We start from the raw sequence: 17,187 nt of genomic DNA, 5'->3' as shown, positions 1-17,187 counted from the left end.
TCATGCCCGGGCGGAGCGGGCGGCTCGCGCGACGCGGGCGGCTCGCGCGACGCGTCAGGCGGCCGGGTCCGCGTCGGCCAGCGCCCGCAGCGCCCGGCGGTCGGGCTTGCCGGACGGCAGCGTCGGCAGGGCGTCGATCCCCCGCACGACCGCGGATCCCGCAACGCGGCCCAGGCGCGCGGCGAGCTCGCGGCGCACGCGCTCGGCGAGCTCCGGATCCACGGTCCCGGGCGCGAACACGACCGGCCGCTGCCCCCAGCCCGCGTGCTCGCCGGGCACCGCGACGGCCTCGCCGAGACGCGGCTCCCACGCGACCATCGACCGCACCGCCTCCTCCACCGCGGCGAGCCGCAGCTTCTCGCCGCCGGAGATGACCACGTCGTCGAGCCGCCCGGTGATCCGCAGCACGCCGTCGACCAGGTCGCCGCCGTCGCCCGTGCGGTACCAGCGGCGGCCGTCGTGCTCGCCGAAGGCCGCATCGGTCGCGGCCGGATCCCCGAGGTAGCCCTCCGCGAGCATCGGGCCGGCGAGCTCCACCTGGCCGTCGACGACCGCGACCCCGGCCGTCGCGACCGGCACGCCGTCGTAGACGCAGCCGCCCGCGGTCTCGCTCGATCCGTAGGTGCGCACCACCCGCCACCCCAGCGCGGCGGCGCGGTCGACCAGGTGCGGCGGGGCCGCCTGGCCGCCCACGAGGATCGCGTCGAGGCGCCGGACGGCCTCGCGGACGCGGCGGGCGTCGTCGCCGGTGTCGCCCTCGGCCGCCTCCACGAGCCGGTGCAGCTGCGTCGGCACGAGCGACGTGTAGCGGGCGACGCGCGCGTCCAGCGACGTGGCCAGCTGCGCGAACGCGCGCGGGTCGAATCTCCCGGGCGCGAGGACCGCGGGCGCGGTGCCCGCCGCGATCGAGCGCACGAGCACCTGGAGGCCGGCGATGTAGTGGGTGGGAAGCGCGAGGATCCACTGCCCGGGGGCCCCGAGCGCCGCCTGCGACGCGGCGGCGCTCGCCAGCAGCGCGTCCGACGACAGCGCGACGCGCTTGGGCCGGGAGGTGGTGCCGCTCGTCTCGACCACGAGCGCGACGCGGCGCTCGACCTCGGCCGGCGGCGGCGGATTCCCGACGGCCACGGGCGCGTCCACGGGGCGCGCGAGCAGCGCCGGGCCGTCGCCCGCGAGGGCCGCGCGGAGGAGCGGCACCACGTCGGCGCCGGACGCGGTCAGCCGCTCGAGGCGCCTCACGGGAGCGGGGCCGCGCGGATCAGAACTGCCACGGGAACGGCGACCAGTCGGGCGCGCGCTTCTCGAGGAAGGAGTCGCGCCCCTCGACGGCCTCGTCGGTGCCGTAGGCGAGGCGCGTGGCCTCCCCGGCGAACACCTGCTGGCCGACCATGCCGTCGTCGACCGCGTTGAAGGCGTACTTGAGCATGCGGATCGCGGTGGGCGACTTCCCGAGGATCGTCTCGGCCCACTCCAGCGCGGTCGCCTCGAGCTCGGCGTGCGGCACGACGCGGTTCACGGCGCCCATCTCGTGCATGCGCTGGGCGCTGTGCTCCTCGGCGAGGAAGAACACCTCGCGCGCGGCCTTCTGCCCGACCTGGCGGGCGAAGTACGCGGATCCGTACCCGCCGTCGAACGAGCCGACGTCCGCGTCGGTCTGCTTGAAACGGCCGTGCTCGGCGGAGGCGATCGTGAGGTCGCACACGACGTGCAGCGAGTGCCCGCCGCCGGCCGCCCAGCCGGGGACGACCGCGATGACGACCTTGGGCATGAAGCGGATCAGGCGCTGCACCTCGAGGATGTGCAGGCGTCCGGCGCGCGCCGGGTCCACGCCTTCGGCGGTCTCGCCCTCCGCGTACTTGTAGCCGTCGCGTCCGCGGATCCTCTGGTCGCCGCCGCTGCAGAACGCCCAGCCGCCGTCCTTCGGGCTCGGGCCGTTGCCGGTGAGGAGCACGACGCCGATGCGCGGGTCCTGCCGGGCGTCGTCGAGCGCCTGGTACAGCTCGTCGACCGTGCGCGGGCGGAAGGCGTTGCGCACCTCGGGCCGGTCGAACGCGATGCGCGCGATGCGGCCCGTGAGGTCGTGGTGGTACGTGATGTCGGTGAAGCCCTCCGCGAGGGGGACGTCGCGCCAGCGCGTGGGATCGAGGATGTCGGAGACCTGCTTCACCATGCGTCCAGCCTAGGCGGCGCCCCGCCGGCCGCCCGCGGGTGCGAGGCTGGATCCATGCTCCCCGCCCTCGACGACCTCCTCGCCACCGCCCGCGTCGTCGCCCTCCCCCTCCGCACGCGCTTCCGCGGCCTCGACGTGCGCGAGGCGGTGCTGATCGAGGGCCCGCTGGGCTGGACGGAGTTCTCGCCGTTCGTCGAGTACGACGACGCCGAGGCCGCCGCCTGGCTCGCGGCCGCGATCGACTTCGGCTGGACGGAGCCGCCCGCGCCGCTCCGCGACCACGTGCTCGTGAACGCCACGATCCCGGCCGTCGACGCCGCCCGCGTCGCCGAGGTGCTGGCCCGGTTCCCCGGCTGCCGCACCGCGAAGGTCAAGGTCGCGGAGCGCGGCACGACGCTCGCGGACGACGTGGCGCGCGTCGCCGAGGTGCGCCGCCTGCTCGGGCCGGAGGGGCGCGTGCGCATCGACGCGAACGCGGCCTGGAACGTCGACGAGGCCGAGCACGCGATCCACGCCCTCGCCGAGCATGACCTCGAGTACGCGGAGCAGCCGTGCGCGTCGGTGGAGGAGCTCGCCGAGCTGCGCGGGCGGATCCGCCACCTGGGCGTGCCCGTCGCCGCCGACGAGAGCGTCCGCAAGGCCGACGACCCGCTGCGGGTCGCCCGGGCCGGCGCCGCCGACCTGCTCGTGATCAAGGCGCAGCCGCTCGGTGGGATCCACCGCGCGCTGCGGATCACGCGGGACGCCGGCCTGCCGGTGGTCGTCTCCAGCGCGCTCGACACGAGCGTCGGGATCGCGATGGCCGCGCACCTCGCGGCAGCGATCCCCGAGCTGCCGCACGACTGCGGCCTCGGCACGGTCTCGCTCTTCGTCGAGGACGTCGTCGCCGACCCGCTCGTGCCGGTCGACGGCCGGATCCCCGTGCGGCGCGTCTCGCCCGACGCGCGGCTCCTCGACGCCCACGCGGCCGACGCCGAGCGCCGCGACTGGTGGCTCGACCGGATCCGCCGCACGCACGCCGTGCTCGCCCGCGCCTGACGCAGGCCGACCCCGCAGACCAGGCCCTGCGGTCTACAGCCCGCTGTAGGTGTGCAGGCCCTTGAAGAACACGTTCACCACGCCGAAGTTGAACATGACGGCGGAGAACCCGATGATGGCCAGCCACGCGGAGCGCGATCCGCGCCAGCCGCGCGTGGCCCGTGCGTGGATGTACCCGGCGTAGAGCACCCAGATGATGAAGGTCCAGACCTCCTTGGTGTCCCACCCCCAGTAGCGTCCCCACGCGCGCTCGGCCCAGACGGCGCCGGCCATGAGCGTGAACGTCCAGAAGATGAAGCCGACGATGTTGAGGCGGTAGGCCATCGACTCGAGCGTGACGGAGTCGGGCAGCGTCGCGAGGAAGCGCATCTTCATCGACTGCGCGTCGGCCGCGAGCGATTCGCGACGGAACTGCAGCAGCTGCACGCCCGAGAGCGCGAAGGCCAGGGCGAAGAACCCGGTGCCGAGGGCGGCGACGAAGACGTGGATCACGAGCCAGTACGACTGCAGCGACGGCGGCAGCGGCGCCACCTCGACGCGGTACTGGACGACCGCGATGCCCAGCAGGATGAGGATGAGACCGGTGACGAACGTGCCGAGGAAGCGCAGGTCGCGGCGCGTGAGCACGATGAGGTAGACGCTGAGGATGAGCAGCGTGCCCGTCATGGCGAACTCGTACATGTTGGCCCACGGCACGCGCGAGGCGGCGAGGCCGCGGAGCACCGTGGCGACCGCGTGGGCGATGAACCCGACGACGAGCAGCACCATGGCGACGTTGAGGCTCAGGGACCGACCGGCGGCGACGGGCGCGTCCGGTCCGCTGGCGACGCGGTCGCGGTCGGAGGACCCGGGCTCCCTCTCGAGGGTGGCGGTGCCGCCGCGGCGTGCGGCGGTGGCGCCGACCGCGGACGGCTGGCGCGCCGCGACGGTGGCGGCGTCCGGCACGAGCGCGGAGCGCCGCGCGAGGTCGAGGGCGAACGCGATGAACGCGGCCGCGTAGAGGCCCATCGCGACGAGGAGCGCGATGAGGGAGACGTCGTCGAGCATGGCCGTGTTCACGAGTGGAGCCTAACTTCTGCATCTGACACCGCGGCAGGCGGGAGGCCGGCCACGTGCTTGTCCGCCAGCGCCGCGACCGCGGCCTCCAGCGTGGGGTCCTCGCCGCGGGCGAGCCCGGCGTACTCGAGGGTGGTGGATCCGTCGGCCTGCGGCACCGCCTTCACCCACACGCGCCGGCGCGGCACGAAGAGGGAGGTGAGCAGGCCGCCGAGCACGAGGATCGCGAACAGCAGCACCCAGCGCTGCGTCGGGTCGTGGTGCACGTCGAACGACACGAAGCGCGGCACGGAGTCGAGGCTCACGCTGCCGAGGCCGTCCGGCAGGTCCGTCGTCTGGCCGGGGGCGAGCTCGATGGACTGGACGCCGGTCTTGCCGCCCGTGAGCTGCGTCAGGTTCCCCGTGTCGAGCGTGTAGACCGACGTGGGCACACCGCCGTCGATCCCGAGGTCGCCCGTGTAGACGTTGAGCGTCAGCAGCGGGTTGTCGAGGTCCGGGTAGGAGGAGAAGAACGGCGCCTTCTCCGCGCCCTGCGTCGGGTAGAAGAAGCCGAGCATGCCGACCTGCTCGCGCAGCCCGTCCGGCACCTTGACGACGCCGAGCGACGTGAGCTTCGCGTCCTGCGGGAGGAACGGCACGTCGGCGCTGTACACCACGGTGCCCTCGGGATCCCGCACCGTCACGTGCGGCGCGTAGCCGTTGCCGAGCAGGTACATGTCGGTGCCGCCGATGGCGAGCGGGTCGTTCACCTTGACCTCGCGGTCCTGCGGCTGGCCGCCCGGCACGTCGGCCGTCACGTCGGCCGTGAAGTCGAGCGGCTGGCCGATGGCGTTCGGGTTCTCCTGCTCGTACTGCACGTGCAGCGCGTTCAGCTTCACCCGGTACGGGGTGAGGGAGGAGTCGTCGAAGAACCGGCCGGGGTTGAACGAGTCGAAGGTCGACAGCGTGTTGACGAATGACTGCCCCTCGACGAGCACCTTCTGCCCGGAGTAGCCGAAGCCGCCGCCGATGCCGACCGTGATGAGGATCCCCACGAGCGCGGAGTGGAAGACGAGGTTGCCGGTCTCGCGCAGGTAGCCCCGCTCGGCCGAGACCGAGAGCACGCCGCCCGCGGCCGACGCGTCGTCGACGAGGACGGTCCGGTACCGCTGGCGCTTGAGCAGCGCGCGGGCCTGCCGGATGGCGTCGACCGGATCCGCCGTCGTGGTGCGCGTCGTGAACCCGGCGAGGCGCGAGAGCCGCGCGGGCGTCTTGGGCGGCGCCTGGCGGAGCGCGTCGAAGTGGTGCTTGGCGCGCGGCACGACGCAGCCGATGAGGCTGATGAACAGCAGCAGGTAGATGGAGGAGAACCACACCGAGCTGTAAGTGTCGAAGACCTGCAGCTTGTCGAGGACCGGGTACAGGTCGGGGTTGTCGGCGCGGAACTGCGTGACGCCGTTCGGATCGGAGCTGCGCTGCGGCACCAGGGATCCGGGGATAGCCGCGAACGCCAGCAGCAGCAGCAGGAACAGCGCCGTGCGCATGCTCGTGAGCTGCCGCCAGAACCAGCGCAGGGTGCCGAGGAACCCGAGCTTGGGCTGCGTGATGGACGCCCCCTCGCGCGGCGCCTGCCGCGGGGAGTCGACGTGGTCAGATGGCCGGGACATACGTGGCGATCACCCCCTGGAGCTGGAGCATCCACGCCGACCAGAGGCCGGAGACCATGAGCACGCCGGTGACGACCAGCAGCGCTCCCCCGACGAGGTTGACGGTGCGGATGTGTCGGCGGAGGAACCCGACGGTGCGCGTCATCCAGCCGAGCCCGAGGGCCACGAGGAGGAACGGCACGCCGAGCCCGATGCAGTAGGCGACCCCAAGCAGCACGCCGCGACCCGCGTCGGCCGAGGTGAGGCTCATGGAGATGACGACGGCGAGGGTCGGGCCGATGCAGGGCGCCCAGCCGATGCCGAACACGACCCCGAGGAGCGGCGCCCCGGCGAGCCCGGTCGCCGGGCGCCAGGAGCTCTTCACCTGCCGCTGCAGGAATCCGAGCCGGCCGGTGAAGACGAGCCCCATCACGATGAGGACGACGCCGAGGATGCGCGTGATGACGTCCTGCCAGCGCAGGAGCCAGAATCCGGCCGTCGCGGAGACGAGCGTCGTGACGATGAAGACCGCGGAGAAGCCGAGCACGAACAGCGCCGTGCCGACGAGCAGGCGGCGACGCGTCGCGGATCCGCCCTTCGCCTCGGCCATGCCGCCGATGTACCCGAGGTAGCCAGGCACGAGCGGCAGCACGCAGGGCGACGCGAACGAGACCAGGCCCGCGAGCAGCGCGAGCGGCACCGCAACGAGGAGCTGGCCGGAGAGGACGCCCTGGATCTGATCCACCTACCCCGCCGCCTCGGCGACGGTGTCTTTCACCAGCGTGCGGAGCACCCCGGGGTCGATCTGCCCGAGCACGCGCGAGGCGACGCGCCCCTGGCGGTCGAGGACGAGGGTGGCGGGCACGGCGTTCGGCGCGATGGTGCCAGCGAACGCGAGCTGCATGGAGGTGTCCTCGACGTCGAGGACGGACGGGTAGGTGATGCCGTAGGTCTTGTCGAAGGAGTCGACGTTCGGGCGCCGGTCGCGGGTGTTGACGCCGAGGAACTTGACGCCGTCCGCCGCGTGCTCCTCGTTCGCGGCCTGCAGGTCCTTGGCCTCGAGGCGGCAGGGCGGGCACTCGGCGTACCAGAAGTTGATCACCGTGACGGATCCGACGTAGTCGGCGGAGGTGATCTCCGTGCCGTCGGACAGGGTGCCGGAGAAGTCGACGGGAGCGGCGCGCTCGGCCAGCGGGACCTCGGTGAACGTGCCGTCGCCGGCGATGTAGCGCTTGTTGTCGCCGGCCTTGAACTCGGCGGCGAGCGGATCCTCGGTGCAGCCCGCGAGGGCGAACGCGGCCAGCGCGGTGGACGCGGCGGCGGCGAGGACGCTGCGACGGCTCACGCCGGGCATCAGACCGCCCCCTGGTCGACGGCGTCGGCGGCGAGCCCGGCAGCCGCGTCGATGTAGCCCGTCTCGACGAAGCGGTCGCCGACGCGCTCCACCGTCGTGATGCTCGACAGGGCGCAGCGGCGCTGGCGCGGATCGTGGAAGAGGCGCTCGCCCGCGAGGGAGAGGTGCACCATCCAGATGGGCAGCTGGTGGCTGACGATGACGACGTCGCCGTCGGGCACGGAGCGGTGCGCGGCCTTCACGGCCTCCGCCATGCGCGCGGCGATGGAGCGGTAGGACTCGCCCCAGCTGGGCTTCACGGGGTCGACGACGAGCGGCCAGAGGCGCGGCGATCGGGCGATGCGCGCGGGCGAGGGGAACCGGGATCCCTCGAAGCGGTTGGTGGGCTCGATGACGCGCTCGTCGGTGGCGACCTCGAGGGCGAAGCGCTCGGCCCACGGGGCGGCGGACTCCTGCGCGCGCTGGAGCGGGGAGGCGATGACGCGGTTGACGGGAGCACCCTCCTCCTCGAGCGCGCGCGCCGCGGCGTCCGCCATGCGGTGGCCGAGCTCGGAGAGGCCGTACCCGGGGATGCGTCCGTAGAGGATCCCGTGCGGGTTGTGCACCTCGCCGTGACGGACGAGATGGATTCGTGAGGCGACCACCCGTCAAGTGTAGGTGGCGAGGAGATGTACAACCGCCGAGGAACGAGCGCAACCCCCTGCGCTAATCGTTCGTCCCCAATACGATTGGGCGCACCGGTGGGGGCCGGCGTCTCGAGACCGGTGCCGGCCGGATATTACGTCCGTATACGAACGGTTTGGCCCCAAAGGAATCGCGCGCTAAGTTAGGTGCTCGAGGTCGTGATCCGGCCTCCCGGCGAGAGCCCCGTGGAGCACGGGACCTCGCAGTGACCCCCGTCGAACGGACGCGGGCCCGCATGACGATGCCGTCCGCGACGGCACGGAAGGAACGGGCACCATGACGATGACACCGACCCGGCCCACGGCCGCCGAGACCACCTCCGACACCGAGCTCGACCAGGTCGAGTCCGTCCGTCCCGTCGATCCGTACGCGGACTCCGACCTCCCCGAGCCGTCGCTCGTCACCCCCGGCGCCAGCACCGACGCCGTCAAGGACTACCTCCGCCAGATCGGCCGCGTGCCGCTGCTCACCGCCGAGCAGGAGGTGACCGTGGCCCGCCGCATCGAGGTGGGCGTGCTGTCGCAGGAGGTCCTCGACACCCGCACCGACCTCACCTCGGCCGAGCGCCGCGAGTACCAGACGCTGGCGCAGGACGGGATGCGCGCCAAGCAGCACCTCGTGAACGCGAACCTGCGCCTCGTCGTCAGCATCGCCAAGCGCTACACGGGCCGCGGCCTGCCGTTCCTGGACCTCATCCAGGAGGGCAACATGGGACTCGTCCGCGCCGTCGAGAAGTTCGACTACCAGGCCGGCTTCAAGTTCTCGACCTACGCGTCGTGGTGGATCAAGCAGTCCATCACCCGCGGCATGGCCGACACGAGCCGCACCATCCGGATCCCCGTGCACACGGTCGAGCACATCAACCGCATCAACGCGGTGCAGCGCGAGCTCGCCGTCGAGCTCGGCCGCGACCCCTCCATGGAGGAGATCGCACGCGAGTCGGACACGCCCGTCACCAAGGTGCGCTACCTGCTCGACCGCGCACAGGAGCCCATGTCGTTGCAGGTCCTGGTGGGCGGCAGCGGCGGCGACGGCGACACCGAGATGGCCGACCTCATCGAGGACGCGGACGTCACGCAGCCCATCGACGTGGTGACGCAGCAGCTCATGGCCGCGCACGTCATGCGCCTCATCGACGGGCTGGCCGAGCGCGACGCCGAGGTCGTGCGGATGCGCTTCGGCCTCGCGGGCCTCGAGCCGCGTTCGCTCGCCTTCGTGAGCCAGCAGCTCGGCGTGACGCGCGAGCGCGTGCGCCAGATCGAGAAGAAGGTGCTCGCCAAGCTCCGCATCCCGGAGCTGGAGACCTACATCCGCGGCTGATCCCGTCGCGCCACGAGAGGGCCGTCAGCGTGAGCGCGGGCGGCCCTCCGTCGTGCGCGGGCGTCGGGATGTCCGTCAGCGGGCCCCAAGCTCCGGATCCGCTCGGAAGAACGCCCACTAGTCGTTAGTGCGCATACAGTTGGGTTCCATCCCATCGGACGGCGTCGCGGCGCGCATCCCCGTCGCCGACGACAGCACGGGGGCTCGACGACGAGCCACGGAGAAGGAGGAGCAATGGCTCTCACGCAGGCCGCGCCCGGCCAGACCGACATCCCCGGCGTCAGCTGGTCCCCCGTCGCCGCGGGGCTCTGGGTCGCCCGACGCGGGGACGAGTTCGCGGGGCTCTCCGAGGAGCGGTGGGGCGCGGGCTTCCACGTCACCGACCGCCTCGGCCGCGACGTCGGGGACTTCCCGACGCTGCAGGAGGCGCGGGGCGCGCTCGGCTGATCCGCCCGGCCGGGCGGGCGGCGCCCGCCGCACGCTCGGCCGCCGTACCACCTCCCGGCTGCGCTGGCACCGGGCCGACGGTCGCGGGCGAGCGGGCCTAGGGTCGAGCAGGTGCCTTCCCCCGAGATCCACCCGCCCGCATCCGCCCCCGACGACCGAGCCGACGGCTTCGTCCGGGTGCGGGGAGCGTCCGAGAACACGCTCCGCGACGTGGACGTCGACATCCCCCGCGACCGGATCGTCGCCTTCACGGGCGTCTCGGGATCCGGCAAGTCGTCGCTCGCGTTCGGCACCGTCTACGCCGAGGCGCAGCGCCGGTTCTTCGAGTCGGTGGCGCCGTACGCGCGCCGGCTGATCCGGCAGGAGCAGACGCCGCACGTCGAGAGCATCACCGGCCTGCCGCCCGCGGTCGCGCTGCAGCAGCGGCGGGGCGCGCCCAGCACGCGCTCGACCGTCGGCACCGTCACCACGCTGTCCAACTCGCTGCGGATGCTCATGTCGCGCGCGGGCACCTACCCCGCGGGCCAGGGCCGCCTCGACTCCGACGCCTTCTCTCCGAACACGGCCGCGGGCGCGTGCCCCGTGTGCCACGGACTCGGGGTCGCGCACACCGTGACCGAGGAATCGCTCGTGCCGGATCCGTCGCTCACGATCCGCGAGGGCGCCGTCGCCGCGTGGCCGGGCGCCTGGCAGGGCAAGAACCTGCGCGACATCGTCATCGCGCTCGGGCACGACGTGGACGTGCCGTGGCGCGAGCTGCCGCAGGACGCGCGGGACTGGCTGCTCTTCACGGAGGAGCAGCCGGTGGTGCAGATCACGCCGCAGCGCGACCGCGTGGCGAAGCCCTACAACGGGCGGTTCTGGAGCGCGCGCTCCTACGTGCTGCACACGCTCGCCGACTCCGCGAGCCCGCGCCTGCGCGAGGCGGCGCTCGCGCACATGGTGTCCGGCACGTGCGAGCGGTGCGGCGGCAGCGGGCTCACGCCCGAGGCGCTGGCCGTGACCTTCGCGGGCCGCAGCATCCAGGAGCTCAATGCGCTGACGCTCGCCGACCTCGCCACCGCCATCGCCCCGACGGACGGCATGGGCGACGTGGCCGTGACGATCACGACGGACCTCGTCGCCCGCCTCGCCGTGCTCGTGGACCTCGGGCTCGGCTACCTCAGCCTCGGCCGCGTCACGACGACGCTCTCCCCGGGCGAGATGCAGCGGCTCCGGCTCGCGACACAGCTGCGGTCGGGTCTGTTCGGCGTGGTCTACGTGCTCGACGAGCCGTCGGCGGGGTTGCACCCGGCCGACGCGGAGCCGCTCCTCGAGGTGCTGGAGCAGCTGCGCGACTCCGGCAACTCGGTCTTCGTCGTCGAGCACGACATGGACGTCGTGCGGCGGTCCGACTGGATCGTCGACGTGGGACCGGGCGCGGGGCAGGCGGGCGGATCCGTCGTCTACAGCGGTCCCGTCGACGGACTCCGCGAGGTCGAGGCGTCGGCGACCCGGCCGCACCTCTTCCCCGACCTCGCGCCCGCCCGGGTGGACCGCACGCCGCGCACGCCGACCGGGAGCATCCGGGCGACGGGCGTGACGCTGCACAACCTCGTGGACCTCGACGTCGAGATCCCGCTCGGCGTGATGGTGGCCGTGACGGGCGTCTCCGGATCCGGCAAGTCGACGCTCGTGAGCCGCGTGCTGCCCGACCTGCTGCGGGCATCGCTCGCGCCCGACCGCGTGGTGGTCGAGGACTCCGACGACGCGGACGGCGACGACGACGCGTCGGGACCGGCGCGGATCGCCCGGGTGGAGGGCGCCGACGCCGTCGACCGGCTCGTGTCCGTGGACCAGCGCCCCATCGGCCGCACGCCGCGCTCGACGCTCGCGACCTACACGGGGCTCTTCGACGCGGTCCGGCGGACGTACGCGTCGACCGACGAGGCGCGCGCCCGCGGCTACGGAGCGGGGCGGTTCTCCTTCAACGTCGCGGGCGGGCGCTGCGAGACCTGCCAGGGCGAGGGATCCGTCACCGTCGAGCTCCTCTTCCTCCCCGGCTCCTACGGGCCGTGCCCCACGTGCCACGGCGCCCGGTACGAGCCGGCGACCCTCGAGATCGAGTACCACGGGCGCTCGATCGCGGACGTGCTGGCGATGACGGTGGACGAGGCGCACGGCTTCCTCGCCGACGTGCCACTCGCCGCGCGCGCCCTCGCCACGCTGCGCGACGTGGGCCTCGGCTACCTGCGGCTCGGCCAGCCGGCCACGGAGCTGTCGGGCGGCGAGGCGCAGCGGATCAAGCTGGCCACCGAGCTGCAGCGGGCGCCGCGCGGCCACACGCTCTACCTGCTGGACGAGCCGACGACGGGGCTGCACCCGGCCGACGTCGTGCTCCTCCTCCGGCAGCTGCAGGGACTCGTGGACGCGGGCAACACGGTCGTCGTGGTCGAGCACGAGACGGATGTGGTGGCGGACGCCGACCGCGTGATCGACCTCGGGCCGTCGGGCGGCGACCAGGGCGGGCGGATCGTCGCCCAGGGCACCCCGCGCGAGGTCGCCGACACGGCCGGGAGCCGCACGGCGCCCTACCTCGCGCGGCGGCTCGACGCCTCCTGAGACGGGTCGCGCGGGACGGCGCGGGCCCAGCGCGACGTGGGTAGTCTGACCTCTTGCGGTCGTGCCCCGGTGCGTCCGACGCGCTCGCCTCCATCCCGCACGCCCCTAGGAGCACCTCGTGACTGACTCGACCGGAACGCCCTCCACTCCCGCGGGCTGGTACGCGGATCCCGCGGGATCCGACCGCCTGCGCTGGTGGGACGGCACGCGCTGGACCGACCACCTGGCCGATGCGCCTGCCGCAGCCGCGGCAGCCGCTGCCGCCGAGCCCGCCGCCGCGCCGACCTCCGGCCATGTCGCCCCGGAGGCGCCGGCCGCTCCCGCCTCGGCGCCGCCGGCGAACTGTCAGCAGGCTCCCGGGCAGGCGTCCGCGCAGCAGCCGTACGCGCAGCAGCCGTACTCGCAGGCCGGGTACGCGCAGACGCCGTACGCCGTCCCGACCCCTCCGCCGCAGGTGCCCGCGTCCACGGCGCCGTTCACCTGGGCGATCTGGGTGCTCGCCGCGCTGCCCGTCATCTCGCTCATCTCGATCCTGGGCCTCGACCTCCGGCAGATGATGAGCCCCATGCACTACGACCGCGGATCCATGGCCCCCGGTGTCGGCCCCTTGCTCCCCGGCGTCGGCTACCTCGTGGCGAACCTCGTGGCCTTCCTCGTCTACGGCGCCAACGTCGCGGTCGCGTACTTCGACTGGCGCGACCTCGGCCGGCGCGGCATCGTCCGCCCGTTCCACTGGGCATGGACGTTCCTCGGCTCGGGCGTCTACGTCATCGGACGGTCCGTCATCGTCCGTCGTCGCATCACCGGGAACCCAAGCCGCGTGCTCGCGCCGCTCTGGCTGTGGGTCGGCATCACCGCGATCGTCCTGTTCGTCGCCGTCGTCAAGTGGGTCGACGGGTTCATCAGCGTGATGCAGATGTACGGACCCACCCGCTACTGACCACCGGCGGTCCGCCGCCCGCACGTCCCGCGCCCCGGACAGGGCGTCCGCTCACACGAAGCGGACGCGCTGGCCGGGGCGCAGCTGCGCCGCCAGCCGGATGTCGTCCCGCGCGACCACGCCGATCACCGGGTAGCCGCCCGTCATCGGGTGGTCGGCGAGGAACAGGATGGGCCGGCCCGACGGCGGCACCTGGAGCGCGCCCGTGACGACGCCCTCGCTGGGGAGCTCGCCGGGGATCCGCCGCTCGAGGGGATCGCCGTCGAGGCGCACGCCCACCCGGTCGGCCTCGGCGGTCACCTCCCACGCGCGGTCGAAGAGCGCGGCCCAGGATCCGTCGACGAACCAGTCGAGGCGCGGGCCCGGCGACGCGCGGAGGAGCACCTCGCCGTCGGCCGGCGCGGAGACGGCGAGCGCGTCGACGGGGGGCACGGGCCGGGCGGGCGCGGATCCGACGGGCAGCACGTCGCCGACCGCCACGGGCGCGGGTCCCACGCGGGAGAGCAGGTCGGTGGCGCGCGAGCCGAGCACGGGCGCGACGTCGACGCCGCCGCGCACCGCCAGGTACCAGCGGATCCCCGCGACGGCCGTGCCGATCTCGAGGGCGTCGCCGGCGTCGAGCAGCACGGCGGCGGCGTACGGCGCCGGGCGGGACTCGCGGCCGACGGTGCGCACGAGCGGTCCGACGGCGCCCGTGACCGCGACCCACACGGCGGAGGTCGCCCGCAGCACCGCGCCGCCGAGCACGATCTCGAGGCCCGCCGCGCCGGGGTCGTTGCCGACGAGGAGGTTCGCGTCGGCGAGGGCGCGCGGATCCAGGGCGCCGGACGGCGAGACGCCGATGCCGCCGTGGCCGGGTCGGCCCGCGTCCTGCACGAGCATGAGCGGGCCGGTGCGCTCGACCACGAGGCCGGCCTGGACGACGGCCCACGCACGGCGGCCGCGGCGTCCGACCACGGCGTCGCTCACGCGTCGACCTCGCGGAAGCGCACGGCGGATCCGGGCTGCAGGAGCGCCGCCGGCTCGCGCTCCGGATCCCACAGCACCGCCCGCGTCGTGCCGATGAGCTGCCAGCCGCCCGGCGAGACGCGCGGGTAGATGCCGCTGAACTCGCCCGCCAGCGCGACGGCGCCGGCCGGGACCCGCGGCCGCGGCGACGTGCGGCGCGGCACCTCGAGGCCGGGCACGCCGGCGAGGTAGCCGAAGCCGGGCGCGAAGCCGCCGAACGCGACCGTCCAGGTGCCCGAGGTGTGCCGCTCCACGACCTCGCGCACGCCGATGCCGAGGAGCGCGGCCACGTCGGCCAGGTCCTCGCCGTCGTAGACCACGTCGATCTCGACGGGCGCGCCGCCGCGGGCGCCGGCCTCGTCGGCGGGCTGGGCGGCCAGAGCCCAGGAACGGGCGGCGGCGAGCGGCAGCACGCGCGGATCCACCGTGACGAGGATGCTGCGCGCGCCCGGCACGATGTCCACGACGCCGCGCGGCCGGGTCGCGTCGAGCACGGGCTGCAGGCGCAGGACCTCGTCCAGCGAGTCGAGGTCGAGCATCACGGCGGCGTCGCCGCACGGCAGGAGCCGGAGGGTCACAGGGTGCGCCGGTCGCGGGCGGGGAGGACGCGGTGGCCCGGGGTGGAGGATGCGCCCGCGTCCGGCACCGGCCGGATCTCGACGCCCGCCGCCTCGAGCGCGTCGCGCACCGCGCGCGCCAGCCCCACGGCTCCGGGGGTGTCGCTGTGCAGGCAGAGCGAGTCGGGGTCGAGCCGCACCACGGATCCGTCGATCGCGACGACCGTGCCCTCCGTCGCCATGCGCACGGAGCGGGCCGCGACCTCGGCCGGGTCGTGGATCACCGCGCCCTCCTGCCGCCGGGACACGAGCGCGCCCTCGGGCGTGTAGGCGCGGTCGGTGAACGCCTCGACGCGCGTCGGCAGGCCGGCGGCTGCGGCCAGCCGGAGGATCTCGGAGCCCGGGAGCCCGAGCACCGGGAGCGAGGGGTCGAGCGCCACGACCGCGTCCACCACGGCCTGCGCCTGGACGGGGTCGTGCGCGATGCGGTTGTAGAGGGCGCCGTGGGGCTTGATGTAGGAGACGCGGGCGCCGACGGTCCGGGCCATGCCGCTGATCGCCGCGAGCTGGTAGAGCACGTCGCCCGTGAGCTCGGCGGGCGAGGCGTCGAGGTCGCGCCGGCCGAATCCGGCGAGGTCGCGGTAGGCGACATGCGCGCCGACCGCGACGCCGTTCCGGGCCGCGCGCTCGAGCGCGTGCAGCATGACGAGCGGATCCCCCGCGTGGAACCCACAGGCCACGTTCGCGCTCGACACGACGTCGAGCATCGCGTCGTCGTCGCCGAGGGTCCAGCGGCCGAAGGACTCGGCCAGGTCGCTGTTGAGGTCGATGTGCATGGCGTCTCCCCTGCGTGGTCGCGCCGCGGCGGGCGCCGGCGCCCGCCCGTCGCGTGGCCGTGCCACCAGGCTAGGCGGCCCGCGGGGCGACCGGCCCGACAGCGCCGCGGATAGACTCGACGACCGTGACCACCCGAACCCTCATCAAGAACCTGGCCGCCCTCGACGACGGGGACGTGGCCGTCTCCGGCTGGGTCGAGACCGTCCGGGATCAGAAGAAGATCCAGTTCGTGATCCTCCGCGACGAGTCCGGCGCGGTGCAGCTCACCTACAAGCGCCAGGGCGACGAGGACGCGACCGCCGACACCATCTCGGGCCTCGCCGCGGGCACGTTCCTCACCGCCACCGGCACGCTCAAGCACGACGAGCGCGTGAAGCTCGGCGGCCTGGAGGTCGGCCTGTCCGGCATCGAGGTCGCGGGCGCGGCCATCCCCGAGACCCCCATCGCGGCCGACTCCTCCATCGACAAGCGCCTCGACTGGCGCTTCATCGACCTGCGCGCGCCCCGCAACTCGCTCATCTTCCGCGTGCAGACCACGCTGGTCCACGCGCTGCGCACCTACTGGGTCGAGCACGACTTCATCGAGGTCTTCTCCCCCAAGCTCATGGCCACGCCCTCCGAGTCGAACGCCGAGCTCTTCAAGGTCGACTACTTCGACGGCGTCGCGTACCTCGCGCAGAGCCCGCAGTTCTTCAAGCAGATGGCGCAGTCCGCCGGCTTCGGCAAGATGTTCGAGGTCGGCCCGGCGTTCCGCGCCGACCCGTCCTTCACCTCGCGCCACGCGACCGAGTTCACCTCGGTGGACGCGGAGATCAGCTGGATCGAGAGCCACGAGGACGTCGCCCGGCTCCAGGAGGAGCTCATCGTCGCCGCGCTGACCGCGGTGAAGGAGAAGCACGGCGACGAGATCCGCGAGCTGTTCGACGTGGAGGTGACCGTGCCGAGCATCCCGTTCCCGCGGATCCCGCTGCTCGAGGCCAAGGACATCGTCGCGAAGCGCGGCCACGTGATCGACCGCGCCGACGACGACCTCGACCCCGAGGGCGAGCGCCAGATCGCGGCGCACGTGATGGAGGAGTTCGGCCACGAGTTCGTGTTCCTCACCGACTACCCGTCGTCGATCCGGCCGTTCTACCACATGCGCAACGCCGAGGACCCGACGATCACGAACAGCTACGACCTCATCTGGAACGGCGTCGAGATCACCACGGGAGCGCAGCGCGAGCACCGCGTCGACGTGCTCGAGGCGCAGGCCCGGGAGAAGGGCCTCGACCCCGAGGAGCTCGGCTCGTACCTCGACTTCTTCCGCTACGGCGTGCCGCCGCACGGCGGCTTCGGCATGGGCCTCAACCGCGTGCTGATGCTGCTGCTGCACCAGTCGAACCTGCGCGAGGTCACCTACCTGTTCCGCGGCCCGAACCGGCTCGCCCCGTAGGCCCAGCGTCCACCGGACGGCCCGATCCCCTCAGCAGGGGGTCGGGCCGTTCCGCGTCGGCCGCACGGTTCGGGGGTGCGGATCTACATCGCTCGGGGGAACCGCTGCCGCCGCC

The 17,187-nt window shown here is 73.6% G+C and carries 16 protein-coding genes; 6 read left to right on the top strand and 10 right to left on the bottom strand.

All coding sequences use genetic code 11. The annotated features are described in order from the left end of the window. Positions 1-54 precede the first annotated feature (54 nt). Positions 55-1,239 (bottom strand): AMP-binding protein, encoded by a 1,185-nt coding sequence (locus tag CMN_RS02620; RefSeq protein WP_015489304.1) that lies wholly within the window; start codon positions 1,237-1,239, stop codon positions 55-57. A 19-nt stretch (positions 1,240-1,258) separates the two neighbouring features. After that, positions 1,259-2,170: a 1,4-dihydroxy-2-naphthoyl-CoA synthase gene (locus CMN_RS02615; RefSeq protein WP_015489303.1), complete on the bottom strand. Its 912-nt coding sequence runs from the start codon at positions 2,168-2,170 to the stop codon at positions 1,259-1,261. Between the two features lie 54 nt (positions 2,171-2,224). Between CMN_RS02615 and CMN_RS02610 the strand changes: the two genes are divergently transcribed. Further along, positions 2,225-3,208 carry an o-succinylbenzoate synthase gene (locus CMN_RS02610; protein ID WP_015489302.1) on the top strand — a complete coding sequence of 328 codons (984 nt, stop codon included), beginning with the start codon at positions 2,225-2,227 and terminating at the stop codon, positions 3,206-3,208. 33 nt (positions 3,209-3,241) lie between these two features. Here CMN_RS02610 and ccsB read toward each other — a convergent pair whose 3' ends face one another. From ccsB to CMN_RS02585, 5 genes are read right to left on the bottom strand one after another with little or no spacing between them, the layout of a single operon-like run. Continuing rightward, positions 3,242-4,267 (bottom strand): c-type cytochrome biogenesis protein CcsB, encoded by a 1,026-nt coding sequence (ccsB, locus tag CMN_RS02605; RefSeq protein WP_041465221.1) that lies wholly within the window; start codon positions 4,265-4,267, stop codon positions 3,242-3,244. After that, positions 4,264-5,910, bottom strand: coding sequence for a cytochrome c biogenesis protein ResB (gene resB, locus CMN_RS02600; protein ID WP_015489300.1), 1,647 nt, complete (start codon positions 5,908-5,910; stop codon positions 4,264-4,266). The genes ccsB and resB overlap by 4 nt, the downstream gene beginning before the upstream one ends. Beyond that, positions 5,894-6,634 carry a cytochrome c biogenesis CcdA family protein gene (locus tag CMN_RS02595; RefSeq protein ID WP_015489299.1) on the bottom strand — a complete coding sequence of 247 codons (741 nt, stop codon included), beginning with the start codon at positions 6,632-6,634 and terminating at the stop codon, positions 5,894-5,896. Before CMN_RS02595 ends, resB begins: the two co-directional genes overlap by 17 nt. After that, positions 6,635-7,243: a TlpA family protein disulfide reductase gene (locus CMN_RS02590; protein WP_015489298.1), complete on the bottom strand. Its 609-nt coding sequence runs from the start codon at positions 7,241-7,243 to the stop codon at positions 6,635-6,637. Beyond that, on the bottom strand, positions 7,243-7,887 hold the full coding sequence (locus CMN_RS02585) for a histidine phosphatase family protein (protein ID WP_015489297.1): 645 nt from the start codon (positions 7,885-7,887) through the stop codon (positions 7,243-7,245). The genes CMN_RS02590 and CMN_RS02585 overlap by 1 nt, the downstream gene beginning before the upstream one ends. Before the next feature lie 316 nt (positions 7,888-8,203). On the opposite strand from CMN_RS02585, the gene CMN_RS02580 reads away from it, so the two are divergent. The 4 genes from CMN_RS02580 (at position 8,204) to CMN_RS02565 (ending at position 13,235) form a co-directional block, all read left to right on the top strand. Then, on the top strand, positions 8,204-9,247 hold the full coding sequence (locus tag CMN_RS02580) for a sigma-70 family RNA polymerase sigma factor (RefSeq protein WP_015489296.1): 1,044 nt from the start codon (positions 8,204-8,206) through the stop codon (positions 9,245-9,247). A gap of 234 nt (positions 9,248-9,481) precedes the next feature. Next, on the top strand, positions 9,482-9,694 hold the full coding sequence (locus tag CMN_RS02575) for a hypothetical protein (protein ID WP_015489295.1): 213 nt from the start codon (positions 9,482-9,484) through the stop codon (positions 9,692-9,694). Positions 9,695-9,805: 111 nt separating this feature from the next. Continuing rightward, positions 9,806-12,295 (top strand): ATP-binding cassette domain-containing protein, encoded by a 2,490-nt coding sequence (locus CMN_RS02570; protein WP_015489294.1) that lies wholly within the window; start codon positions 9,806-9,808, stop codon positions 12,293-12,295. A gap of 118 nt (positions 12,296-12,413) precedes the next feature. After that, entirely contained in the window at positions 12,414-13,235 is an 822-nt protein-coding gene (locus CMN_RS02565; RefSeq protein WP_015489293.1) for a DUF2510 domain-containing protein, read from the top strand. Positions 13,236-13,286: 51 nt separating this feature from the next. On the opposite strand, the gene CMN_RS02560 is transcribed toward CMN_RS02565, so the two are convergent. From CMN_RS02560 to CMN_RS02550, 3 genes are read right to left on the bottom strand one after another with little or no spacing between them, the layout of a single operon-like run. Next, entirely contained in the window at positions 13,287-14,204 is a 918-nt protein-coding gene (locus tag CMN_RS02560) for a 5-oxoprolinase subunit C family protein (protein WP_015489292.1), read from the bottom strand. Next, positions 14,201-14,821 carry a 5-oxoprolinase subunit B family protein gene (locus CMN_RS02555; protein ID WP_015489291.1) on the bottom strand — a complete coding sequence of 207 codons (621 nt, stop codon included), beginning with the start codon at positions 14,819-14,821 and terminating at the stop codon, positions 14,201-14,203. The genes CMN_RS02560 and CMN_RS02555 overlap by 4 nt, the downstream gene beginning before the upstream one ends. Further along, positions 14,818-15,636: a LamB/YcsF family protein gene (locus CMN_RS02550; RefSeq protein ID WP_015489290.1), complete on the bottom strand. Its 819-nt coding sequence runs from the start codon at positions 15,634-15,636 to the stop codon at positions 14,818-14,820. The genes CMN_RS02555 and CMN_RS02550 overlap by 4 nt, the downstream gene beginning before the upstream one ends. A 125-nt stretch (positions 15,637-15,761) precedes the next feature. Here CMN_RS02550 and aspS point away from each other — a divergent pair, with 125 nt between their 5' ends. Then, the gene (aspS, locus tag CMN_RS02545; RefSeq protein WP_015489289.1) at positions 15,762-17,072 is read left to right on the top strand and encodes an aspartate--tRNA(Asn) ligase; all 1,311 of its coding nucleotides are present in this window, start codon (positions 15,762-15,764) and stop codon (positions 17,070-17,072) included. The last annotated feature ends 115 nt before the right edge of the window (positions 17,073-17,187 follow it).

The organism is Clavibacter nebraskensis NCPPB 2581, assembly GCF_000355695.1.
GTDB classification, from domain to species: Bacteria; Actinomycetota; Actinomycetes; order Actinomycetales; family Microbacteriaceae; genus Clavibacter; species Clavibacter nebraskensis.
This window is presented reverse-complemented; position numbering and strand designations above follow the sequence as displayed.